Below are 24,457 nucleotides of genomic sequence, written 5' to 3' on the forward strand. Positions count from 1 at the left end.
GTGTCCGCGTCGTCGGCCGCCGACATCACCGCGGACTTCGGGGTCGCGCCCGGGCAGGTGCGCACGGTGCCGCTCGGGGTCGACACGGCACTGACCGCCACCGCCCCCGCGGCCGCCGCCGCACAGGCGTGGACGCCCAAGCCGTCGCCGATGACCACCCCGTGGACGAACCAGGTCCCCACCGACACCCCCCTCCCCGAATATCCCCGCCCCCAGCTGACCCGCCCGGACTGGGCCAACCTCAACGGCATCTGGGACTTCGCCGTCACCTCGGCGGACGCCGGACAGCCCGCCTCGTTCACCGAACAGATCAGGGTCCCGTTCGTCGCCGAGTCCGCGCTCTCCGGCATCCAGCGCAAGATCACCCAGAACGACAAGCTCTGGTACAAGCGCACCTTCACCGTCCCGACGAACTGGAACGGCCGACGCGTCCAGCTCAACTTCGGCGCCGGTGACTGGCGCACCACCGTCTGGGTCAACGGCCGCCAGGCCGGCGCCGCCCACAGCGGCGGCTACGACGCCTTCTCCTACGACATCACCGACCTGCTGAACGGCGGCACCAACACCCTCGTCGTCTCCGTCTGGGACCCCACCCAGACCGGCTCCCAGGCGGTCGGCAAGCAGCGCATCAACGACGTCACCCCGCACGCCGGGGGCGGCATCTTCTACACCGCCGCGTCCGGTCTCTGGCAGACGGTGTGGCTGGAGCCGACCGCGCCCGCGTACATCGGCCGCCTCGACCTGGTCCCGGACCCGGCGAACAGCCGCCTCAGGGTGACCGTCCGGGGCACCGGGACCAGCGGCCACCAGGCCCGCGTCACGGTCTCCACCGGCGGCACGACCGTGGGCACGGCCACCGGCGCCGTCGGCACCGAGTTCACCGTGCCCGTCCCGAACCCGCACCTGTGGAGTCCTGACGACCCGTTCCTCTACGACGTCAGGGCCGACCTGATCTCCGGCACCACGACCGTCGACTCCGTCGGCAGCTACACCGGCGTGCGCACCATCGGCCTGGCCAGCGTGGGGGGCATGCAACGCCCGGTCCTGAACGGGAAGTTCGTTTTCCAGACCGGCACCCTCGACCAGGGCTACTGGCCGGACGGCATCTACACCGCGCCCACCGACGCGGCCCTGAGGTACGACCTCCAGAAGCACAAGGACCTGGGGTTCAACATGGTCCGCAAACACATCAAGGTCGAACCGCAGCGCTGGTTCTACTGGGCCGACCGGCTCGGCCTGCTCGTCTGGCAGGACATGCCGGCCCTGGACCTGCGCACCCCGGACTCCGCGGCGCGCGTCCAGTGGGAGGCCGAGTACGACCGCGTCATCGACCAGCACCGCAGCTCGCCGTCCCTGGTGATGTGGGTCGACCAGAACGAGGGCTGGGGCCAGTACGACCAGGCCCGCATCGCCGACAAGGTCAAGGCCTACGACCCGACGCGCCTGGTGAACAACATGAGCGGCGTCAACTGCTGCGGCTCGGTCGACGGCGGCAACGGCGACGTCGTGGACCACCACGTCTACGTGGGCCCCGGCACCACCGTGCCCAGCGCCACCCGTGCCGCCGTGCTCGGCGAGTTCGGCGGGCTCGGGTTCAAGGTCGCCGGACACGAGTGGTACCCCGGCGGCGGCTTCAGCTACGAGGACCAGCCCGGCCTCGCGCACCTGAACAACCGGTTCGTCGGCCTGCTGGACGCGATCCGCGAAGTACGCATGCCGCGCGGCCTGTCGGCGTCGGTCTACACCGAGATCACCGATGTCGAGAACGAGGCCAACGGCCTGCTCACCTACGACCGTCAGGTCGTCAAGGTCGACGAGGCCCGGGTCAGGGCCGCCAACCGCGCCCTCATCGACGCCTCCCAGGCCTCGACCACCCCGGTCACCCTGCCCGTCGACCAGTACAGGTCCCTGCGGGTGACGACACCCGGCTACACCGACCGGTACCTGCGCCACCGGGACGGCGCGGGCTTCACGGAGGTCGTCACCGCCGGCAGCGACGCGTTGCTGAAGAACGACGCCACCTGGAAGATCGTCCCCGGCCTGGCCGCCGGCGGCTGCTACAGCTTCGAGTCGCGCAACTACCCCGGCCAGTACCTGCGTCACCGCGACTACCGCGTCTACAAGGAGTCCGGCAGCACCGACCTGTTCCGCGCCGACGCCACCTTCTGCCCCGTCCGCGGCGCGAACGGCGCCGTGCGGCTGTCCGCGTACAACTTCCCGGAACAGTATCTGCGGCACTACAGCGCCGAGTTGTGGCTGGCCACGCCGGGCGGTACGCACACCTGGGACAACCCCGCCCTGTTCACCGAGGACACGACGTGGTCCGTGGAGGCGCCCTGGACGCCGTGACGCACGCGTAGCCGCCGACGGGGGCGGTCCCGGTGACCGGGGGCGACCGGTGGATTCGAGGGATCGCTGTTCAGAACGCGGTGAGTTGATCAAGCATGAGCGGTGCGGCAACAGCTCGGCGGGAAGTTCCCGCCGAGCTGTTCCCGCACCCTCGGCGGCGGCGTGGCGGTGGTGCGCCTTGGCCGCGGCCGGCCGAGCGATCACCGGAAGTCATCACTCATCGTCCGCCCCTGGGAGAGCGAGGACCCCACATGGGCGCGCGGGGCAAGCGCGGGCGGTACGTGTGAGCGCCGCGGCGCCCGTCCGGGGGCCGCGGCCGAGCACGAGGGCGGCCTCGCCCCGCGAGGGACAAGGCCGCCACCGTCTGCCGAACGCGGTGCCTCAGGGCTTCACCTCCGCGTAGAGACCGCTCACCTCCTCGGTGGTCAGTGCCCGGTCGACGGCGTGGACCTCGTCCACCACGCCGTTCCAGAAGTCGACGTTCGCGCCGTCCCAGTGGGCGCGCCCCAGGGTCAGCGGACCGGTACTCGGAAGTGCGGGGCCGCCGGTGGCCGTCGCCGCGAGCGTTCCGTCGACGTACAGCCGGATCTGGTTGCTCGCGGCGTCCCGCACGCCGACCAGGTGGTACCAGCGGCCCGTCTCCGCGGGGACGGCTGCCTGGGCGCGGTGCTCGCCGGGCGTGCTGAAGGTGAACGTGCCGTGGCCGTACTGGAGGTAGAAGGAGTTGGCCGTGGCGCGGGAGTCCTGACTGACCGCGGTGGCGTAGTTGCCGGGGATCGCGTCGAGCCGGACCCAGGCGGACACCGAGTAGCTGCCGGCGGTGTCGAGCACCGGTCCCGCGGTCTCGGCGTATTGCTTCTGACCGTCGAACTTCAGGGCGCTGCCGCTGACGCCGGGGGTCCAGGAGGCACCTTCCCGGAGGGTGAGAGGCCTGGCGTTCGGGCCCTCGTCCTTCGCGGTGGTGCCGGTGCCCTCGTCGAGGCTCCAGTGCCCGCCGCCCTTCGGCGGACCCGCGCGGCCCGCGGCGGCGCCGGCGGCGATCACCTTGCGGTTGATCTTCCGCACCTGGTCGGGATCGACCTTGATGTCGCGGCGGTCGTAGGTGTACAGGCCGTTCAGCTCGTTCTCCAGGTCGGTGATCTGCGTGTATACCGAACCCGACAGTTCGGCGCCGGCCTGCTCGACGTAGAACTGCTCGGTGTTCTCCACGTACTTGCGGGTCAGCTCCTCCTTGGTGTCGACACCGCTGTAGATCACCGTCGGGGCGCCCGGCCACATGTGGCCCGGGGTGCGCAGGACGAAGCCGCCGTGCTCACCGTCCATGGCCGCCCGGCCGTCGTCGGGGAAGGCGGGATCGGTGTTGTTGTAGTCGTGGTGGTCGATGATGTCGCCCTTGCCCGAATCCCCCTTGGAGTTACAGCAGTTGACACCGCTGTGAGCGTTGACGACACGGGACGGGTCGGCGGCCTGCACGGACTCGGTGATGCGGCCGGTCTCCTCGCGGCTCCACTCGCCCCAGCCCTCGTTGAAGACGATCCAGCCGATGACGGAGGGCGAGTTGTGGTGCTGGCGCACGATCTCCTGGCCCTGGTCGACGAACGCCTTCCGGCCGGTTTCGTTGGTGAGGTTCCCGGAGACGAAGTCCTGCCAGACCAGCAGGCCGAGCCGGTCCGCGTGGTAGAACCAGCGCTGCGGTTCGACCTTGATGTGCTTGCGGACAGCGTTGAAGCCGAGCTTCTTGTGTGCCTCGAGGTCGAAGGCGAGGGCTTCGTCACTGGGCGCGGTGTAGAGGCCGTCCGGCCAGAATCCCTGGTCGAGGGTGGCGAGGGAGAAGATCGGCTTGCCGTTGAGGACCAGCTTGTCGAAGCCGCCCACCTTCTCGATGCCGACCTCGCGCATGCCGAAGTAGCTGCCGACCCGGTCGGTCGACCTGCCGTCGGTGAGCGTGACGTCGAGGTCGTAGAGGTAGGGGTCGTCGGGGCTCCACAGGTGCTGCTTCGCCACCGGCAGGCGCAGTTCCCTGCCGGCCGGTCCGGTGACCTTGCCGACGACTCTGCCGCGGGCGTCGCGGGCGACGGCCTCGACACGGGCGGTGGGGGAGGCGTCCTCGGAGTTCACCGTCACCGCGAGGGTGCCGGTGTCGATGTCGGGCGTCGTGACGATGTCGTCGATCGCGGCGGGCGCGACGGGCTCCATCCACACGGTCTGCCAGATGCCGGACGTCTGGGTGTAGAAGATGCCGCCCGGGTTCGTGGACTGCTTGCCCATGGGCTGGTCGGCGCCTCCGGTGTCGGTGACGGCGACGACGATCTCCTGCGGGCCGGTGCCCTTCAGCGCGTCGGTGATGTCGGCGCTGAAGGCGTTGTAGCCGCCGGTGTGTTCGGCGACCTTCGTGCCGTTGACGTAGACGCGGGCCTGGTAGTCGACGGCGCCGAAGTTGAGCTTCAGCCGGTCGGCCCGGTCGCTCCTGCCGACCTTCCAGCTCTTGGGTACGTCGACGAGCCTGCGGTAGAACATGTGGTCCTCGTGCCGCTCGAGACCGGACAGCTGGGACTCGACCGGGAACGGCACGGTGATCGTCTCGTCGAGCTTCTTGCCGAAGACCGGCTCCTCCCCGGCCTTCGCCGCGCCGAACTGCCAGGGGCCGTTGAGGTTCTTCCACCGGGACCGCACCTGCTGGGGGCGCGGGTACTCCGGCAGCGGGTGCTTCTTGTCCAGGTCGTCGCCCCACTCGGTGGTGAGCCGGTGGGTGGAGGCGTTGTCGGCGTAGCGGATGACCTTCGGCACGCTCTCGCCGCCGGCCGTCAGCCCGCCCTCACCGTCGTAGGAGGCCCTGACCAGTTGGTTCCGCTGGATCGGCTCCGCGAGGTCGACGTTCAGTGAGGTGGGGTCGCCGGGGACGGCCGTCACCGACCTGATCGGCATGGCGGTCGTGTCGGCCTCGACCTTCAGATGGTCCTTGAGGCCCCGGAGACCGCCCACCCTGCCTTCGAACCGGGCGCGCAGCCGCCGTCCGCTCTCGGCGACCGACATCTCGACCGGGTACACCTCGAAGTCGGTCGGCGGGGTGAACGCGGACATCGGCACGATCTGCTTGGCCATGGTCGGTGTCGACCAGCGCAGGTACATGTTGGCGCCACCGGTGTCCTGGAACAGTTCCAGACGGAAGTCGTGCTGCTCGCCGGCGGTCAGCCGGACGGCGGCGCTGGTCTGCTCCCGGTCCCAGTCACCCACCCAGTGGTCGATGACGGGCCGATCGTCGACGTAGAGCCGGAAGCCGTTGTCGCCGATGGCGTAGAAGGTGTAGTCACCGGTGGCCGGTGCCTCGATCCGGCCGGTCCAGCGCGCGGTGGTGTGCTCGGTCCGACCGGTCAACTCCTGGAAGGTGCTGGTCAGTCCGGAGAAGTTGATCTGTGGGTCGAGCAGGGTGCCGCCGAGTCGGTCGAAGTCCCGGGCGCCGGGCGCCGACATGCTGAAGTACTCGCCCTTCAGGCCGTGTGTCTCGACGTCGGCCTGTTCGGCGGCGGGAGCCGACGCGCTGCTCGGCTGCTCGACGGCCGCCGCGGTGGGAAGCAGCCCGCTCGGGGGCAGGATCAGGGCCGCCGCGGCGAGCAGCGCCCACACTCTGGCTCTGGGACGGGTGGCGTGTCGTGTCATCGAACCCTTCCTCGTACAGAGGCCGTGACCATGCCCGGCGGGAGTGCGGGCTCCTGGCCGGGAGCCCGCGGAGGACGACGCGCACCGGTGACGGGACGCTCGGTCGAAGCGGCCTTTTCAACGTTGGAAATCCTGTGACAGCGGTATGACAGCACGCTCACAGAGGAGTGTCCAGACCTCACGCAGCACTCCGTCGCGCTCCCGTCACGAGCAACAGGGGGAGCTTCAGCCCGTGTCAAGGGCGGTTCCGTGGACGGCGGTTGAGTGCCGGCTCGCGACCCGCGCGGCCACGGACCGTCGACTGCCCCGGCTGCCCGTGCGGCTCGTCCGGGCGGCTTCCTCCGTCGCCACCAGGCACGGAGTCGTGCGTGTCGCCGCCCGCCCGCGGCGCCGGGCCGGCCGGGCGGCAAACCGGCGTGACGGCCCCTGTCCGAGCCCCTGCCCGACGGGTCGAACCGTGAGACAGTCGTATGAGGCGTCGGAGTCGGCGAGGCTCGGGCGCGGCGGTCCGAGGCGGTGGCCTCCGCCCGGAGCCGAAGGCGAGCGGTGCCGCAGCGGAGGGATCCGTCATGTCCGAGGCTAGTGAGGCGACCCGGGCCGACCGGGCCCTGAAGACGAAGCACCGAGCCGCTCGGGGACCTCGCCGCCCGGCACCTCGCGCACGGGGCCATGGAATGGGAGTACTTGCTGGTCACGGCCGACAGGGCGCCCGACTAGACGAGGTCGTACGGCGCTTGCGCTCAAGTGGGGGCCGAGCAGCGGGGCGGAGGCGGGCATCGGGTGACCGCCGAGCCGCCGAGCGGCGGAGTGCTGGAGCGGTGGCGCGGAACAGGGATGGAGCGGTGGGCCCCCGCTCTCGGGGGCCCACCGGTCGTGCTCAGTAGGCGTCGCGGCGTCCCGTCGCCCCGTTCGGGGTGCCGGTGATCGTGAACTGCGAGCCCGGTTCGACGAGTACGTCACCCTGGGCCGAGCCGGTGATCGTCACACCGGACAGGGTGGCGCTGCCGCGGGCGCCGCTCATCGCGAGGATGCCGGAGCCGTTGTTGGATCGGTCGATGCGCACGTTCGTGATCTTCACGCCCGGCATCGCGCCGCCACCCGTCTTGAACTGGATTCCGTCGTACGTCGAGTCGTGGATCTCGGTGTCCCGGATGGTGACGCCGGGGATGTCCTGACCCTGGGCGAACAGGGTGATAGCGCCGAACTCCTGGTCCTCGTTCCAGAACGCGCCGCCCGTGCGGTACAGGGCGTTGCCCGCGATCAGGGTCTCCCCCGTGAAGGGCAGCGGGTCGTGGTCGGTGGCCAGCATGATGCCCGGGTAGTTCATGGTGTCGGAGACGACGTTGTTCTCGATGGTGTTGCCGTGACCGCCGTACACCGCGATGCCGTTGGCCCGCCAGGGCAGCTGGATCGTGTTGTTGCGGAAGTGGTTGTCGTGGCCGACGTCCACCCAGGTGTCCTTCACGTACTTGCTGGCCCACACGGCGAGCGCGTCGTCGCCGGTGTTGCGGAAGGAGGAGTTGTAGACAGTGGAGTTGCGGGTGCCGTTGGCGAAGTTGATGCCGTCGGCGTAGGTGTCGCGGATGCGTACCCCGGAGAACTCCAGCCCGTCGCCCGGGCCCCACAGCTCGGGGATGTTGGAGTAGTCGCGGCCTGCCCAGACACCGACGTTGGCGTGCTCGATCCATACGTTGGTGATCTTCGTGCCCTTGCCGAAGCGGCCGTTGAGACCGACGCCGCCCTCGGCGTTGCCGTCGCCGCCGCGGATGGTGCCCGAGCCGAAGATGGCGATGTCGGAGATCTGGGTGTTGGAGTCGATGTCGAAGCCGAAGTTGCCCTCGTGCGGGTGGTTGATGCCGCCCGCCTCCTGCGGCGGGGTCAGCGTGTACAGCTGGGAGTGCCACATGCCCGCGCCGCGGACGGTGACGTCCCGGATGCCCACCTGGTTGAACTGCCCCCGGTTCAGCGGGTCGTCGGTGAGGATCTTCTGCTCCTGGCGCCACTGCCCGGCCGGGATCCACACACAGGAGATCTGGCCGTTCTGGTCGGCGGTCACCGACCGCTGGATGGCGTCGGTGTCGTCGAGGCCGTCGTTCGGTACGGCACCGTACTCCGTGATCGAGGTGCAGGCGGCCGGCTTGGTCGCGGCGGGAGCCACCTGCTCCAGGTCGACCAGGTCGATCACCTGGAAGGCGGCCGAGTCGCCCGCGTCGCGCTGGAGGCGGAACACGGTGCCCGCCGGGTAGCTCTTCGACAACAGCGCGTGTGACTCGTCGAACAGGCGCCGCGCGTCACCGCCCGGGCGGTTGGTCAGTCCCTCGGGGTCGTCGGTGCTGCCGTACAGCCAGCTGTGCTTGGACGACAGGGGCAGCTTCTGCACGAAGACGCCGTCCGCGTACAGGCTGACGGTGGCGTCGGCGCCGCCTCCGGACGCGGAGTCCGGGACGGAGTTGCGCACGACGAGGGAGTTGGCCGCGTTCGTGGAGGTGAACTCCACGTACTGGCCGGTCGAGGTGAGCCGGACCGACTTGCGGCCGGAGGACTCGGTGGCGAAGTTGGTGTGTCCGAAGGTGCGTTGGGCGTCGGTGGTGAGCAGCGTGCCGGTGTACCGCCCGTCCTCCGCCTCGTACTCGGTGTAGGGCACGGCGGCGCCGCGGCCGACCACCAGGGACTTGGTGAGGACGTTGTTGTTCTCGTTCGTCTCGGCGACGACCCCGGTGGCGTCGGCGGTCGCGGTGAGGGTCGCCCCGCCCGCGGTGGCCGTCCAGGTCCCGCTGATCGCCACGTTCACCGTGGCGTCGGGGGCCACCTGGCCGGCGGTGCCGGCGAGGGTGGTCGAGCCGGCCTGGACCCGGGTCACGGAGCCGGCCGGAGCGGCACTGATCCCACGGTTGCGCACGGCGACGGTGAAGGAGACGGCCTGGCCGACGGCCGGGTTGGCCGGGTTGGTGGTGATCGAGGCCACCTCCAGGTCGGGTCCCGGCGCCTGGGTGACGACCAGTCTGTTCGCGGCGGTACGGCTGTTGTTGCTGTCGTCCAGCTCCGGGACGGCGTTCCGGGGGTCGACGACGGCCGACACGCCGTAACTGCCCGCCGCTCGGGTACCGGTGGCGACGTCCACGGTCGCCGAGGCGCCCGGGTCCAGCGCCGGGACGGCGGCGCTGCCGGCGACCGTGCCCTCCACGCTGACGTCGACGTTGGTGGCCGCGGAGCGCGCGGTGCCCGCGTTGCGCACGGTGGCCTTGACGGTGACCGCGTCCCGCTCGCTGGGCGCGGCCGGCGTCCAGTCCAGCGTGGTGACCGTCAGGTCGGGGGCGGGTGCGGCGGTGCCCACGACCTGGAACTCGGCGACCTGCCCGCCGGGCGCACCGGAGTTGGCGGTGAAGTGCAGCCGTACGTCGGACCAGCGGCCGCTGACCGGGACGGTCACCGTGTTGCCGCTCGCCGGGCTGAAGGAGTACGACTTCGCGGCGGCCAGCGAGGTGAAGCCGCTCGCGGACTGCTGCCGGCCGAGGACCTGGAGGGTCTGGGTGCGGGCCGCCCACACCGGGTCGGGGTCGAGCTTGACCACCACGCCGGTCACGTCGGCGTCGGCCCCCAGCCGGACGGTGAGATCCGAGGGGTGACCGGCAGCCTCCCAGTAGGTGGAGACGGAGTCGTCGGTGGCGTTGGCGGCCACGTAGGTCTGTGCGGTGGAGGTCGCCTGGACCGGCTTGTTGCGGGCCAGATTGGTGCCGACGGGCGGCGGGTCGCCCGGGTCCGTGCCGCCGTCCTCGCCGTACACCTCCAGCTCGGAGAGTTGCGCGGCGTTCCAGCCGGTGTTGCCGGAGACGTTGACGCGGACGTACCGCACGTCCGCGGGGGAGGCGAGGGCGACGGACACCGCGTTGGCCTGGGCCGGGTCGAACACCCGGACCGCCGAGGCCGCGAGCGTGCTGAACCCGAAGCCGTCGCTGCTGCCCTGCAGGGACAGGGTCTCGTTACGGCTGCCCCACCCGGTCGGGAGTTTGAGCACCACCCGGTCCACCTCCCGGGCCGCGCCGAGGTCGACCTGCGCCCACTGCGGGAAGGACCCCGCCGGGCCCTCCCAGTAGGAGGCCTGGACACCGTCGGTGAGGTTGCGGGCCGGGTATTCGGCGTGCGCGCCGCCCGCCGTGGCGGGGCGGCCGAGGGCGAGGTTGGTGTCGGCCGCGGCGGGAGCCGCCTGGGCGGGGGAGGCGAAGGCCAGCGGAAGCAGGCCGGTCGACAGGAGCCCGGCGACGACCGCGCCGGTCACGGGCCGACGGCCCGGTGGTCTCCAACTCATGAGGTCCTCTGTTCGGTCGGTGAACACGGGGGAGGGCACGGCGGGTCGGCCCCTGGGGTGCGGGGAGACGCGGGAGGTGCGGGGAGGAGAGTGCGGGAGCGGCCCCGAGGGGGCCGACCCGAGGTGGGGGATGCCATCCGTGCACGCAAATTGAGTTGAACAGTCGATTCTTTGCGGAAAGTACGCCCACAGGTTTCTAGCGTGTCTCCGCTTTGTCAACGGTCCTGGCAGGGGCGGGAGTTGAGCACGCAAGCGGCTTGCGTGACGTGCGGATCCGCTTGCGTCATCGTGAAAGCCCGTACGAAAGTCGCTGATCCGGCCCCTGGGCAGGTGGCCCGGGGAGGAGCGGGTCGGATCCGCCGCTGTCCCGACGGTGGACGAACCCTTATCGGTCTGCAACTCTCTGAGCGATTCACGCAAAAGCGGCGCCCTGTCCCGCACATTGAGGCGTGTCCGGCGCACCGTCGAGCCGACCATCCAGCAACCGCGCCCCGCCGCGCCACGGCGGACGGGACGGAGATCGGGGAGAGATGAGACCCATGCGCAGGGGATGGCGGGCCATGGCCGCCGTCCTCACGACCAGCCTGCTGATGCTGGGCGTGTCGTCATTGACCACCGCCTCGGCGGCCGACGGACCCAACCTCGCTGCCGGACGGCCCACCGCGGCCGGCAGCTCGCACGCCGAGTACGCCGCCCGCAACATCACCGACGGCGACCAGGGCTCCTACTGGCAGAGCGCGGACGGCGACCTGCCGCAATGGGTCCAGGCCGACCTCGGCTCCACCGCCCGCGTCGACGAGGTCGTGCTGAAGCTGCCCGCGCCCTGGGAGACCCGCAGCCAGGCCCTGTCCGTGCAGGGCAGTGCCGACGGCACCGGCTTCACCACCCTGAAGGCGTCCGCCGCCTACACCTTCAGCCCCGGCTCGGCCAACACCGTCACGGTGGCCTTCCCGGCCGGGCAGACCCGCTACGTACGGATCGAGATCACCGCCAACACCGGCTGGCAGGCCGCCCAGCTCTCGGAACTCGAGGTGCACGGGGCGGGCGAGTCCTCCACCGACCTTGCCCGCGGCCGCACCCTCACCGCGAGCAGCCACACCGAGACGTACGTGCCGGCCAACGCCGCGGACGGCAACAAGGCGAGCTACTGGGAGAGCCGCAACAACGAACTCCCGCAATGGATCCGGGCCGACCTCGGCTCCTCCCTCGGCGTCAACAGGGTGGTGCTCGCGCTGCCCGACGGCTGGGGCGCCCGCACCCAGACCCTGAAGATCCAGGGCAGCGCCAACGGGACCGACTTCACCGACCTGACGGCGTCGAGGGCGTACCAGTTCGCCCCGGCCGACGGGAACACGGTGACGATCACCTTCGACACCGCCACCACGCGCTACATCCAGGTCCTGGTCACCGCCAACACCGGCCGGGCGGCCGCCCAGTTGTCCGCGCTGGAGGTCTACGGCCCGGCGACCGGCGACACCCAGGCGCCCACCGCTCCCGCGAACCTGGCGTTCACCGAGCCTGCCGCCGGCCAGATCCGGCTGACCTGGAACGCCTCCACCGACAACACCGCCGTCACCGGCTACGACGTCTACGCCGACAACCAGCTGTTGACCTCGGTCGCCGGCAACGCCACCACGTACACCGACACCCGGCCCGCGAACGCCACGGTCTCCTACTTCGTGCGCGCCAAGGACGGCGCCGGGAACGTCTCCGGCAACAGCGACACCGTCACCCGCCGCGGCGCGACCGGCGACACCCAGGCGCCGACCGCTCCCGCGAACCTGGCGTTCACCGAGCCTGCCGCCGGACAGATCCGGCTGACCTGGAACGCCTCCACCGACAACACCGCCGTCACCGGCTACGAGGTGTACGGCAACAACACCCTGCTGACCACGGTCGCGGGCAACGTCACCACGTACACCGACAACCGGCCCGCCACCGTGACCGTGTCCTACGTCGTGCGGGCGAAGGACGCAGCCGGGAACGTCTCCGGCGACAGCAACTCCGTCACCCGGACCGGCACTTCCGGACCCGGCTCCAACCTCGCGGTCGGCAGGCCCATCACGGCCTCCTCGACCGTGCACACCTTCGTGGCCGAGAACGCCAACGACAACTCCACCAGCACCTACTGGGAGGGCTCCGGCCACCCCGCCACGCTGACCGTGCGGCTCGGCGCCAACGCCGACGTCACCTCACTGGTCCTGCGCCTCAACCCGGACAGCTCCTGGGGCCCGCGCACCCAGACCGTCCAGGTGCTCGGGCGTGAGCAGTCCGCGAGCGGCTTCACCTCGCTGGTCGCGGCCAAGGAGTACGCCTTCAGCCCGGCGAGCGGCCTCCCGGTCGCCGCTCGCGTCGCCGAGGTCCAGCTGCGGTTCACCGCCAACTCCGGTGCCCCGGCAGGGCAGATCGCCGAGTTCCAGGTGATCGGCACCGCCGCGCCCAACCCCGATCTGCAGGTCACCTCGCTGACCGCCTCGCCGGCCTCGCCCGTCGAGTCGGACACCATCACCCTGTCCGCCACCGTCCGCAACAGCGGCGAGACCGCCGCGCCCGCCAGCACCCTCGCGCTGCGGCTGAACGGCACCAAGGTCGCCACCGCCCCGGTGGGCGCCCTCGCCGCCGGGGCGCAGACCGTCGTCCAGGCCTCGATCGGCGCCCGCGAGACGGGGACCTACCAGCTCAGCGCCGTCGCGGACGACGGCGGCACGGTGATCGAGCAGAACGAGACCGACAACACCTACACGGCGCCCACCGCGCTCACCGTGCGCCCGGTCAGCAGCTCCGACCTGGTCCCGGTGGTCACCACGTCCCCGTCCGGCCCGGCCGCGGGCGACCCGGTCACCTTCCGGGTCGCCGTACGCAATCAGGGCACCGTCGCCTCGGCGAGCGGCGCCCATGCCCTCACCCTCGCCCTGGTCGACTCCAAGGGGGCGACCGTCCGCACCCTGACCGGCTCCCACGACGGGGCGATCGCCGCCGGTGCCACCACCGCACCGGCCACCCTCGGCACCTGGACCGCCGCCGACGGCACCTACACGGTGCGCGCCACGGTCGCGGCCGACGGCAACGAACTCCCCGTGAAGCGGGAGAACAACACCGTCGAGCAGTCCCTGTTCGTCGGACGCGGCGCCGACATGCCGTACGACATGTACGAGGCGGAGGACGGCGTCACGGGCGGGGGCGCCACCACCGTCGGCCCCAACCGCACCGTCGGTGACCTCGCCGGCGAGGCCTCGGGGCGCAAGGCCGTCACCCTCGACAGCACCGGCGAGTACGTGGAGTTCACCACCCGGGTGGCCACCAACACCCTGGTGACCCGCTTCTCCATCCCCGACGCCGCGGGCGGTGGCGGCACCGACGCCACCCTGAACGTCTACGTCGACGGCACCCTCCGCAAGGCCCTGCCGCTCACCTCGCGGTACGCCTGGCTTTACGGCGCCGAGGCCTCGCCGGGCAACGCGCCGTCCGCGGGCGCCCCGCGCCACATCTACGACGAGGCGCACCTGATGCTGGGCGAGACCGTCCCGGCCGGTGCGAAGATCCGGCTCCAGAAGGACGCCGCCAACGCCTCGCGCTACGCGATCGACTTCGTCAGCCTGGAGCAGGCCGCGCCCGTCGCCAACCCCGACCCGGCGGCGTACGCGGTGCCGGCCGGCTTCACCCACCAGGACGTGCAGAACGCCCTGGACCGGGTCCGTATGGACACCACCGGCAGACTCACCGGCGTCTACCTGCCGCCGGGGGACTACCAGACCTCGTCAAAGTTCCAGGTGTACGGCAAGGCCGTACAGGTGGTCGGCGCCGGACCCTGGTACACCCAGTTCCACGCCCCGGCCGGCCAGGAGAACACCGACGTCGGCTTCCGGGCCGAGGCGAGCGCCAAGGGCTCCGCGTTCCGCGGCTTCGCCTACTTCGGCAACTACACCTCGCGCATCGACGGGCCGGGCAAGGTGTTCGACTTCGCCAACGTGTCGGACATCGTCATCGACAACACCTGGACCGAGCACATGGTCTGTCTGTACTGGGGCGCCAACACCGACCGGATGACGGTGAGCAACGCGCGCATCCGCGACACCTTCGCCGACGGCGTCAACATGACCAACGGGTCGACGGACAACCACGTCGTCAACAACGAGTCCCGCTCCTCCGGCGACGACAGCTTCGCGCTGTTCTCGGCGATCGACGCGGGCGGCGCCGACATGAAGGACAACCTCTACGAGAACCTGACCTCGCTGCTGACCTGGCGGGCCGCGGGCATCGCCGTGTACGGCGGCTACGACAACACCTTCCGCAACATCCACATCGCCGACACCCTGGTCTACTCCGGCATCACCATCAGCTCGCTGGACTTCGGCTATCCGATGAACGGCTTCGGCACCGATCCGACGACGGTGGAGAACGTCTCCGTGGTCCGCTCCGGCGGGCACTTCTGGGGCGCCCAGACCTTCCCCGGCATCTGGCTGTTCTCCGCGTCCAAGGTGTTCCAGGGCATCCGCGTCAACGACGTCGACATCATCGACCCGACCTACTCCGGCATCATGTTCCAGACGCAGTACGTCGGCGGTCGGCCGGTGAACCCGATCAAGGACACCGTCCTCACCGACATCTCGATCACCGGCGCCCGCAAGAGCGGTGACGCCTTCGACGCCAGATCCGGCTTCGGACTGTGGGCCAACGAGCTGCCCGAGGCCGATCAGGGTCCGGCGGTCGGCGAGGTCACCTTCAACGGGCTGCGCCTGAACGGCAACGCCGTGGACATCCGGAACACCACCTCCACCTTCAAGATCAACATCAATCCCTGAACGGTGGTCCGCAAGAGAGTCATGGATCCTGACGAAAAATGAACATGGTGGCCCTGGTTGGCGCAAGCCGTTTGCGCGGCTTGCGCTAGCCTTGCGCCCATGACGCGACGACTTGCTCAGGTTGCCAAGAAGGTAGGGGTCAGCGAAGCCACGGTCAGCCGGGTGCTCAACGGCAAGCCGGGGGTCTCCGAGACCACCCGTCAGTCGGTGCTGACGGCACTGGACGTGCTCGGCTACGAGCGCCCCACCCAACTGCGCGGCGAACGCGCCCGCCTGGTGGGACTCGTCCTGCCGGAGCTGCAGAACCCGATCTTCCCGCTGTTCGCCGAGGTGATCGGCGGCGCACTGGCCCAGCAGGGGCTGACACCCGTGCTGTGCACCCAGACCAAGGGCGGCGTCTCCGAGGCGGACTACGTCGATCTCCTCCTTCAGCAGCACGTCTCCGGCGTGGTCTTCGCCGGAGGGCTGTTCGCGCAGGCCGACGCCCCGCACGACCACTACCGGCAGCTCGCCGAGCGGCAGATCCCGGTGGTCCTGATCAACGCGCCCATAGCGGAGCTGGACTTCCCCTGTGTCTCCTGCGACGACGCTGTCGCGGTGGAACAGGCCTGGCGCCACCTCTCCCTGCTGGGCCACGAGCGCATCGGGATCGTCCTCGGGCCCCGCGACCACATCCCCTCCCGGCGCAAGCTCGTCGCCGCCCAGGCCGCGGCCGAGGCGGCCGGCTCCCCGCTCCCCGACGACCGGGTGGCGCGCTCGATGTTCTCCCTGGAAGGTGGTCAGGCGGCCACTTCGCGCCTGCTGGACCGCGGGGTCACCGGCATCATCTGCGCCAGCGACCCGCTGGCCCTCGGCGCCATCAGGGCCGCCCGGCGGCGCGGTCTCGCGGTGCCCGAGCAGGTGTCCGTCGTCGGCTTCGACGACTCCGCCTTCATGAACTGCACGGAACCCCCGCTGTCCACCGTGCGCCAGCCCATCGAGGCCATGGGGCGCGCCGCCGTGGAGCTGCTGTGCACCCAGATCCAGGGCGGCGAAGTGCCGCCCGGTGAGCTGCTGTTCGAGCCCGAGCTGGTCGTACGCGGCTCCACGGCCCAGGCGCCGCGCGACTGACGGAACCCGTCCCGTTCGGCCCCCCTCCCGTACCCCGCTCCTCGCGCACACCGCCCGTCACGTCATCGGCCGGCCCACGGACCCTCGTGGGCCGGCCGCGTCATGTCCTCGCCGGTCCCGACGGGGCCCGTCCGGGAAGCGGTACGCAATGTTCCGTAGTCGACACCGACTTGCAGGGAATCACCGGGTGTCAGCCCCTCCATCTGCGTTGCTCTGTCAAGCAATTACGAAATCAGCGCGAGATATTGCGCAGCCTTGTTGACGGTGATTGAGTGTGCGGCGCCCCACCTCGTACTGATGAGGGGGCGCCTTCCACGTTCATGCCCGAAGGGGACCACCCATGAGAAGAGCTCGGTTCCGCCGCACCCGCCGCGCCGGCGCGGTCACCCTCGTCTCCGCTCTCACACTGACGGCGCTCGCCGCCTGCGGCACGAGCAGCAGCGACGACGGCGACAACGGCGACGGGAACAGCGCGAACGCCAACCCCGCCGCGCCGCTGGACCCCAAGACCAAGGTGACCATCACCATCGACTGCATGCCGCCGGCGGCCAAGAAGGCCGAGCTCAAGGAGTGGAACGAGGACGTCAAGGAGTTCAACAAGACCTACCCCGACGTCACCGTGCAGGGCCGCTCCACCCCGGGCCAGTGCCTGGAGCCGCCGCGGTTCACCGCGATGCTCAAGGCGAAGTCCCAACCGGACGTGTTCTACACCTACTTCACCGACCTCGACCAGGTCCTCGACAACGACGGCGCCCAGGACATCAGCGCCTATGTCAACGACAGGACCGTGCCGCTGCTGAAGGACATCGACCCGGACGTACTCGGCTCGCTCAAGAAGGACGGCAAGCTCTACGGCCTGCCCACCAGCAACTACCGGATGGGCCTGCTCATCAACCGCGCGCTCTTCGAGCAGGCCGGCCTCGACCCCGACACCCCGCCCGCCACCTGGGAGGACGTCCGGGCGGCGGCGAAGAAGATCGCCGGGCTCGGCGGCGGCGTGGCCGGCTTCGGCGAGTACAGCGCCGGCAACACCGGCGGGTGGCACTTCACCGCGCAGATGTACAGCCTCGGCGGTGAGGTCGTCGACGCCTCCGGCACGAAGGCCGCGTTCAACGACGCGATCGGCAAGCAGGTCGCCCAGAACCTCCACGCGATGCGCTGGGACGACGACGCCATGGGCAAGACCCAGCTGCTGAAGTGGGGCGACCTGCAGAAGCAGATCGCCACCGACAAGCTCGGCATGTTCCTCGCCGCGCCCGACGACGTGACCTACATGGTCCAGCAACTCGGCGCCAAGTACGAGAACTTCGGCATGGGGCCGATCCCCGGCTGCAAGAACACCCTCGCCGGCGGCAACAACTACATGATCAAGAAGGGTATCTCGCCCGACAAGGTCAAGGCCGCGATCGCCTGGCTCAACTTCAAGTTCACCACCGTCGGCAAGGGACAGTACGACTGGGAGCGCACCAAGGCCGACAGCCTCCCCGTCGGACTCCCGCAGCCCAACCTGTGGCTGAACGACAGCAAGGCCAAGGACGACGCCGCCCGTCAGCAGTTCGCCACCATGCCGGTGCAGAACTTCAAGGCCTTCATGGACAACCCGGTCCCGGGCAAGGCCGAGCCGCCGAAGGCGCAGGAGGTCTACAAGGTCCTCGACAACGTGATGTCCGGCATCCTCACCAACAAGGACGCGGACATCGACAAGCTCCTGTCGACCGCGGAGACCCAGGTTAACCAGGTCCTCGCCAACCAGTGACCCCGCGGGGCCGGGCGGTCTCCCACCGCCCGGCTCGCGAGCGCGCCCCCGACCCGCCCCCACCGGCGGACCCGGCGCCCGTCCGCCCACGTCACGCATCCGGACCGTCCCGTCCGGCGACATCGCAGTCCGACCGAGGAGCACCCATGTCGGCCCCCACCCTCACCCAGGACCCGGCGGCCAAGGAACGCCGTCCCCGCCGGCCGCGTGCCGGCACCGGCCGGCCCCCGGCCGGCGGCCTCGGCAAGGCCCTGCGCCGCAATGTCACCGCCCACGGATTCCTCATCGGCGCGGTGCTCTGCTTCGCCTTCTTCTCCTGGTACCCGATCGTCCGAGAGTTCCTGCTGGCCTTCCAGAAGACCGAGGACGGCCAGGTCAGCTGGACCGGCTGGGACAACTTCGTCACCATCTGGAACGACCCCGCCTTCGGCCAGGCCTGGCGCAACACCCTCTGGTTCACGGCCCTGGCACTCGTCCTGGGCTTCGCCGTACCCTTCGTCACCGCCCTCGTCATCAACGAGTTCCGGCACGGCCAGGGCTATCTGCGGCTCCTGGTCTACCTGCCCGTCATGCTGCCGCCCACCGCCTCGGTACTGCTCTTCAAGTACCTGTACGACCCCGGGTACGGCATGTTCAACGAGGTGCTGGACGTCTTCGGGGTACCCGCCCAGCAGTGGCTCCAGGACCCCGACACCGCGATGCTCTCCGTCGTCGTCGCCTCCACCTGGATGAACATGGGCGGCGCGACCCTCATCTACCTGGCCGCGCTTCAGAGCGTCCCGGGCGAACTGTACGAGGCCGCCGAGCTCGACGGGGCCGGCCTGCTGCGCAAGGTGTGGCACGTGACGATCCCGCAGACCCGGCTGATCCTGGCGCTGATGCTGCTCATGCAGATCATCGCCACCATGCAGGTCTTCATCGAGCCCTTCCTGCTGACCGGCGGCGCCGGACCCGAGGGGTCCACCACGACCGTCGTCTACCTGATCTACCAGTACGCCTTCAACTTCAACAACTACGGTGCCGCGGCGGCGCTCGGCCTGATCCTGCTCGTCACGCTGGCCGTCTTCTCGGCCGTGTACGCCAGGCTCAACCGCGCCACGGAAGAGTAGGACCGGGGGAGACACGGACATGTCCACACGCACGCTCATCTCGCCCGCCGCCCTCGCCCGTCCGCGCGGCAGGCTGCTGTACTGGCTGTGCTTCGCGCTCGTCGTCGTCCTGTTCACGCTGGCCTTCCTCGGCCCGCTGTACTGGATGGTGTCCGGCGGGCTCAAGACCACCCAGGAAGCCGTCCAGACACCGCCGACCTGGGTGCCCGGCTCCGTCCACCCGGAGAACTACCAGCGGGCCTGGGAGGTGATGGACCTCGCCCGCCTGCTCCTGAACACCCTGTACTACGCGTTCGGCGCGCTCGTCTTCCAGCTGGTGCTGGACGTCGCCGCCGCCTACTCCCTGTCCAAGCTGCGGCCCGTCCTGGGCAAGGCGATCCTCGGGCTGATGCTCGTCACCCTGATGATCCCGGCGACCGTCCTCGTCGTCCCGCAGTACCTCACGGTGCTGGACATGCCGATCGTCGAGCGCAACCTGCTCAACTCGCCCTGGGCGATCTGGCTGCCGTCGGTGACCAACGCCTTCAACATCTTCCTGCTGAAGCGGTTCTTCGACTCCATCCCCAGGGAGCTCCTGGACGCGGCCTCCATGGATGGCGCGGGTCCGCTGCGTGTCCTGTGGTCGGTCGTCCTGCCGATCTCCCGGCCCATCCTCGGCGTGGTGTCGATCTTCGCGGTCGTCGGTGTCTGGAAGGACTTCCTTTGGCCGATGCTGGTGCTGCCCGACCCCACCGGCCAGACCCTCGCCGTGGGCATCTACTCGCTCGCCACCAGCGTGCCCGAGAACGTCCTGATCGCCGCCCTCACCATCGCTTCCCTGCCGACCCTGCTGCTGTTCCTTCTCTTCCAGCGCAACATCATGAGCGGACTGACCGCGGGCGGCCTCAAGGGCTGAACCCGACCTCTCCGCCCGGCACCGACGTTCCCCGGCTCCACCCGCCGGCCGTGGGGGCGCCGCGCCCGCCCGGCCCGTCGGTACCCCTTCCGATCCTCCGCCGCCGCCCCGTATCCGACGCCTCGCTGTCCGGGGCGGCGGCGGAGAACCACCCCTGCCCCGAAAGGACCGTCACGTGGCAGCCCCGCACCCCGACAGGACCCCCGCCCCTTCGGACGACTGGTGGCGTGGCGCTGCCATCTACCAGGTGTACCCCCGCAGTTTCGCCGACGGCGACGGCGACGGCACCGGGGACCTGGCGGGCGTACGGGCGAGACTGCCGTATCTCGCCGAACTGGGCGTCGACGCCATCTGGTTCACCCCCTGGTACCTCTCCCCGCTCGCCGACGGCGGCTACGACGTCGCCGACTACCGCACGATCGACCCCGCCTTCGGCACTCTCGACGAGGCCGAGAAGCTGATCGGCGAGGCCCGGGCCCTCGGCATCCGCACCATCGTCGACATCGTCCCCAACCACGTCTCCGACCAGCACCGGTGGTTCCGGGCCGCGCTCGCCGCCGGACCCGGCAGCCCCGAGCGCAAGCTGTTCCACTTCCGCCCCGGACGTGGCGAGCACGGCGAACTGCCGCCCAACGACTGGCCGTCGCAGTTCGCCGGCCGGACCTGGACCCGGGTCGCGGACGGCGAGTGGTACCTGCACCTGTTCACCCCCCAGCAGCCCGACCTCAACTGGGCCCACCCGGCGGTCCGCGAGGAGCACGAGGACGTCCTGCGCTTCTGGTTCGAGCGGGGCGTGGCCGGTGTCCGCATCGACTCGGCCGCCCTGCCCGCCAAGGATCCCGACCTGCCGGACTTCGTCGAGGGCCGCGACCCGCACCCGTACATCGACCGCGACGAACTGCACGAGATCTACCGCTCCTGGCGGAGCGTCGCCGACGCCTACGACGGTGTCTTCGTCGGCGAGGTCTGGCTGCCGGACGCCGAGCGCTTCGCCCGCTACCTGCGCCCCGACGAGCTGCACACCGCCTTCAACTTCAACTTCCTGGCCTGCCCCTGGGACGCGGGCCGGCTGCGCGCGGCCATCGACGACACCCTGGCCGAGCACGCCCCGGTCGGCGCGCCCGCCACCTGGGTGCTGTGCAACCACGACGTGACGCGCACGGTCACCCGCTACGGCCGTGCGGACACCGGATTCGACTTCGCGACCAAGGCGTACGGCACCCCGACCGACCTGGCGCTCGGCACCCGCCGGGCCCGCGCCGCCGCCCTCCTCACCCTCGCACTGCCCGGCTCCGTCTACCTGTACCAGGGGGAGGAACTCGGCCTGCCCGAGGCGGACATCCCACGTGAGCGCATCCAGGACCCGATGCACTTCCGCTCCGCCGGCGCCGACCCCGGCCGTGACGGCTGCCGGGTGCCGCTGCCGTGGACCGCCGACGCCTCGTACGCGGGCTTCGGTTCGCGCGCCGAGCCCTGGCTGCCGCAACCCGCGGGCTGGTCCGCGTACGCGGCCGACCTCCAGGCCGCCGACCCCGGCTCGATGCTGGTCCTCTACCGCACCGCGCTGCGGCTGCGCCGTACCGAGGCGGGCTTCGGCGACGGCCCGCTGGAGTGGTTGCCCGCCCCCGCCGGGGTCCTCGCGTTCCGCCGGGCGCCCGGCCTGGTCTGCGTGGTCAACCTGACGGCCGCCCCGGCCACCCTTCCCGAGCATGATCACGTCCTGCTCGCCAGCGGCCCCCTGGATGCCGCGGGCCGTCTGCCGGGCGACACCGCGATCTGGCTGCGCGCGTGAGCGACCCGCAGACCGTCGCCGGGCCGGGGACGGGGCCGGGGCCTTCCCGCCGCCGGCCCGGCGCCGCGGGGGGCGGAGCCGTGGGGGAGAGGAGCCGCTGGAGCGATGATGACGCCCGAGGACGTGCTGTCCGTGCTGGCGCTGCTGAGGCGCGCGGGCGCCGACGCCTGGATCGGAGGCGGCTGGGGCATCGACGCCCTGATGGGGGAGCAGACCCGCGACCACCGGGACCTGGATCTGATGCACCGCGTGGACCAGGAGCCCGCCGTGGTGGCCGCTCTGGCGGGGGCGGGATTCACCGAGACCCTGGACCGGCGGCCCGTGCGGTTCGTCGTCACGGATGCCGCCGGACGGGAGATCGACCTCCACCCGCTGGTGTTCGCGGCCGACGGCTCCGCCACCCAGGCGTCCTTCGACCCCGACCGGCCGTTCCTCTACCCGGCCTCCTGTTTCGTGACCGGCGTCATCGGCGCGAGCACGGTCCCGTGCCTCTCCGCCGACCAACAGGTCTACTTCCACCAGGGCTACGAGCCGACCGGACGCGACCTGCACGACATGGGGCTCCTGCGCAGGAGGTTCGGCATCGCCACCCACTTCGACCCCTGAGGCAGGCTCGGCGAGGAAGCGGCCCCGTGAAGAGGCGGGTGCCAGGTGGTTACCCCGCTCGCGGACGCCGGCGCGGCTGCCGCCGACGATGGGCGCCCCGGCATCGCGGTGGGGCACCCCGGCTCCCTTGTCCGGACCGGGCGGGCCATCGCCGGGCCCTGCCCCGACCGTGCCCGCCGTCGCGGGCACGCCGACCCCTTGCCGACGACAGGCCCGCCGTCCGCAGCCGACGGTGTGCCGGTTCGGCCGGTTCGGCCGGTCGGTAGGTTCCGGCCGGTTCGGCCGGTTCGGCCGGTTCGGCCGGTTCGGCCGGTTCCGGTCGGTCGGTCGTTCCCGTCGCCTCGCCGTCGACAGGGCGCCGTCCTGCTGCCCCTGCCCCTGCCCCGGGCCCGTCGGCGTGGCGCGCAGATCAGGACTGGCGGGAGTGCAGGGGATTATGGGCGACCTCGTCCGGACACTTCTCGTGGGGCTGCCGCGTCTGCCGGTCGCGCCGCCAGTCGACGGTCGCGAGGGCCAGCGACGTTCCCATCCCCGCCAGGGCGGCGACCAGCGCGACGGTGAGGGCGCCGCGGTAGTCGTCGCCCTCACCGAGCGCCAGGTAGTACAGGCCGGGCAGGGCCGCGGTGCCCACGGCGGCGCCGAGGCGTTGACCGGTCTGGAGGGCGCCGCCCGCCGCGCCCGCCATCCGCACCGGCACCTCCCGCAGGGTCATGGTGATGTTCGGCGAGACCACGAAGCCGCCGCCGATGCCGCCGAGGAAGAGCAGCGGGGCGGCTGCCCAGGGGGCGATATCGAGGGGTGCGAAGCGGAGCAGCAGCGCGGCACCGCCCAGGCCGGTGATCACGCCCGCGAGGCCGCACACGGTGAGCAGCCGGCCGAACCGGTCCACCAGTCTGCCGGCGACGACGGCCGCGCTCGCCGATCCGATGGCGAAGGGTGTCACGGCGAGGCCGGACCGCAACGGCGAGAAGCCGAGCCCGCCCTGGTAGAAGAGGGCGAAGACCAGCCAGACCCCGCTGAAGCCGATGAAGTACAGCGTGCCGACCCCGGCACCGACGGCGTAGCCGCGCACGGTGCTGAACAGACGGGGATCGAGCAGCGGCTGGGCGTCCCGGGCGACGAGACGGCGCTGCCACCGCACGAAGAGGCCGAGCAGTGCGGCGCCGAGGGGGAACAGCCACCACAGGCGCCCCAGCCCGCCGGAGTCCGCCTGGACCAGCGGATACATGAGCGCGAGGACGCCGAGTCCGAGGAGCAGGACGCCGGGCACGTCCACGTGCCCCCGGCCGGACGGCTGGGTGCGGGGCAGCAGTCGGCGGCCGAGCAGGACGGCGAGAACGCCGATGGGGACGTTGACGTAGAAGATCCAGCGCCAGCCCTCGGAGCCGGAGGCCAGCGCGAGGATGGCGCCGCCGGTGAGCGGGCCGACGGCGGAGGAGATGCCGACGGTGGCGCCGAAGAATCCGAAGGCCCGTCCGCGCTCGGCGCCGCGGAACATCTGCTGGATGAGCGCGGAGTTCTGCGGAGCCATGAAGCCGGCCGCCAGCCCCTGGGCGAGGCGGCCCACCACCAGCCAGGTGATGTCGGGGGCGGCGCCGCAGGCCGCGCTGAAGACCACGAAGCTGCTCAGGGCCAGCAGGAAGATGCGGCGTCGGTCGAGGGCGTCACCGAGGCGGCCCGCGGTCACCAGGGCGAGGGCGAACGTGAGGGCATACCCGGAGACCACCCATTGCACCTGGGCGGCGGAAGCGTGCAGCTCGCGCTGGACGGTGGGCAGGGCGACCGCCACGATCGTCACGTCCAGCAGGCTCATGAAACCGGCCACCAGGGTGACCCACAGGGCCCGCCACCGGTTCGGGTCCTGCTCGGAACCACTCTCCTGAGCGAACGGACTTCCGTTCCTCGCCGACGCCGTCACAGGGTCTCCTCTCGCCGGGCCGCGTCCGAGAACACCTGGCCACGCGGTGGAGGCGCCCCGTGGTGCCCCTGGTACCCCTGCGCCGTCGTCCGGCACCCTGTTCGCCCCGCTGTGTCCTGAGTGCATTCTGAGCCGCATCGATCCTCCGGCGCATACC

The 24,457-nt window shown here is 70.9% G+C and carries 11 protein-coding genes; 8 read left to right on the forward strand and 3 right to left on the reverse strand.

Annotation, left to right across the window (positions count from 1 at the left end; genetic code table 11):
* Positions 1-57 precede the first annotated feature (57 nt).
* Positions 58-2,349 carry an AbfB domain-containing protein gene (locus ACFVYS_RS35205; protein WP_389508850.1) on the forward strand — a complete coding sequence of 764 codons (2,292 nt, stop codon included), beginning with the start codon at positions 58-60 and terminating at the stop codon, positions 2,347-2,349.
* Positions 2,350-2,730: 381 nt separating this feature from the next.
* On the opposite strand, the gene ACFVYS_RS35210 is transcribed toward ACFVYS_RS35205, so the two are convergent.
* Both ACFVYS_RS35210 and ACFVYS_RS35215 read right to left on the reverse strand, forming a co-directional pair.
* A complete protein-coding gene (locus tag ACFVYS_RS35210) occupies positions 2,731-6,006 on the reverse strand; it encodes a LamG-like jellyroll fold domain-containing protein (protein ID WP_389508781.1) in 3,276 nt (1,091 codons plus the stop codon).
* Between the two features lie 877 nt (positions 6,007-6,883).
* Complete coding sequence (locus tag ACFVYS_RS35215; protein ID WP_389508783.1) at positions 6,884-10,312, reverse strand: CARDB domain-containing protein; 3,429 nt, start codon at positions 10,310-10,312, stop codon at positions 6,884-6,886.
* A 530-nt stretch (positions 10,313-10,842) separates the two neighbouring features.
* Between ACFVYS_RS35215 and ACFVYS_RS35220 the strand changes: the two genes are divergently transcribed.
* The 7 genes from ACFVYS_RS35220 to ACFVYS_RS35250 all read left to right on the forward strand — a co-directional run bounded on the left by ACFVYS_RS35220 (position 10,843) and on the right by ACFVYS_RS35250 (position 22,382).
* Positions 10,843-15,114 (forward strand): discoidin domain-containing protein, encoded by a 4,272-nt coding sequence (locus tag ACFVYS_RS35220; RefSeq protein WP_389508785.1) that lies wholly within the window; start codon positions 10,843-10,845, stop codon positions 15,112-15,114.
* Between the two features lie 99 nt (positions 15,115-15,213).
* Positions 15,214-16,224, forward strand: coding sequence for a LacI family DNA-binding transcriptional regulator (locus tag ACFVYS_RS35225; protein WP_389508787.1), 1,011 nt, complete (start codon positions 15,214-15,216; stop codon positions 16,222-16,224).
* Positions 16,225-16,564: 340 nt separating this feature from the next.
* Complete coding sequence (locus ACFVYS_RS35230; protein WP_389508789.1) at positions 16,565-17,980, forward strand: ABC transporter substrate-binding protein; 1,416 nt, start codon at positions 16,565-16,567, stop codon at positions 17,978-17,980.
* Positions 17,981-18,126: 146 nt separating this feature from the next.
* Positions 18,127-19,089, forward strand: coding sequence for a carbohydrate ABC transporter permease (locus tag ACFVYS_RS35235; protein WP_389508791.1), 963 nt, complete (start codon positions 18,127-18,129; stop codon positions 19,087-19,089).
* A gap of 19 nt (positions 19,090-19,108) precedes the next feature.
* Entirely contained in the window at positions 19,109-19,984 is an 876-nt protein-coding gene (locus tag ACFVYS_RS35240; RefSeq protein WP_389508793.1) for a carbohydrate ABC transporter permease, read from the forward strand.
* A gap of 175 nt (positions 19,985-20,159) precedes the next feature.
* Entirely contained in the window at positions 20,160-21,776 is a 1,617-nt protein-coding gene (locus ACFVYS_RS35245) for a glycoside hydrolase family 13 protein (protein ID WP_389508795.1), read from the forward strand.
* 105 nt (positions 21,777-21,881) lie between these two features.
* Positions 21,882-22,382 carry a nucleotidyltransferase domain-containing protein gene (locus ACFVYS_RS35250; protein WP_389508797.1) on the forward strand — a complete coding sequence of 167 codons (501 nt, stop codon included), beginning with the start codon at positions 21,882-21,884 and terminating at the stop codon, positions 22,380-22,382.
* Positions 22,383-22,791: 409 nt separating this feature from the next.
* Here the strand turns inward: ACFVYS_RS35250 and ACFVYS_RS35255 are convergent, their stop codons facing one another.
* Positions 22,792-24,300, reverse strand: a complete 1,509-nt coding sequence (locus tag ACFVYS_RS35255) for an MFS transporter (protein ID WP_389508799.1) — start codon at positions 24,298-24,300, stop codon at positions 22,792-22,794.
* Between the last annotated feature and the right edge of the window lie 157 nt (positions 24,301-24,457).

The organism is Streptomyces sp. NPDC058295, assembly GCF_042880655.1.
Lineage (GTDB): Bacteria > Actinomycetota > Actinomycetes > Streptomycetales > Streptomycetaceae > Streptomyces > Streptomyces coriariae.

Coding starts and splice junctions, on each gene's coding strand:
- ACFVYS_RS35230 (WP_389508789.1), top strand. CDS start 16,565: ATGAGAAGAGCTCGGTTCCGCCGCACCCGCCGCGCCGGCGCGGTCACC.
- ACFVYS_RS35210 (WP_389508781.1), bottom strand. CDS start 6,006: ATGACACGACACGCCACCCGTCCCAGAGCCAGAGTGTGGGCGCTGCTC.
- ACFVYS_RS35235 (WP_389508791.1), top strand. CDS start 18,127: ATGTCGGCCCCCACCCTCACCCAGGACCCGGCGGCCAAGGAACGCCGT.
- ACFVYS_RS35225 (WP_389508787.1), top strand. CDS start 15,214: ATGACGCGACGACTTGCTCAGGTTGCCAAGAAGGTAGGGGTCAGCGAA.
- ACFVYS_RS35240 (WP_389508793.1), top strand. CDS start 19,109: ATGTCCACACGCACGCTCATCTCGCCCGCCGCCCTCGCCCGTCCGCGC.
- ACFVYS_RS35250 (WP_389508797.1), top strand. CDS start 21,882: ATGATGACGCCCGAGGACGTGCTGTCCGTGCTGGCGCTGCTGAGGCGC.
- ACFVYS_RS35215 (WP_389508783.1), bottom strand. CDS start 10,312: ATGAGTTGGAGACCACCGGGCCGTCGGCCCGTGACCGGCGCGGTCGTC.
- ACFVYS_RS35220 (WP_389508785.1), top strand. CDS start 10,843: ATGAGACCCATGCGCAGGGGATGGCGGGCCATGGCCGCCGTCCTCACG.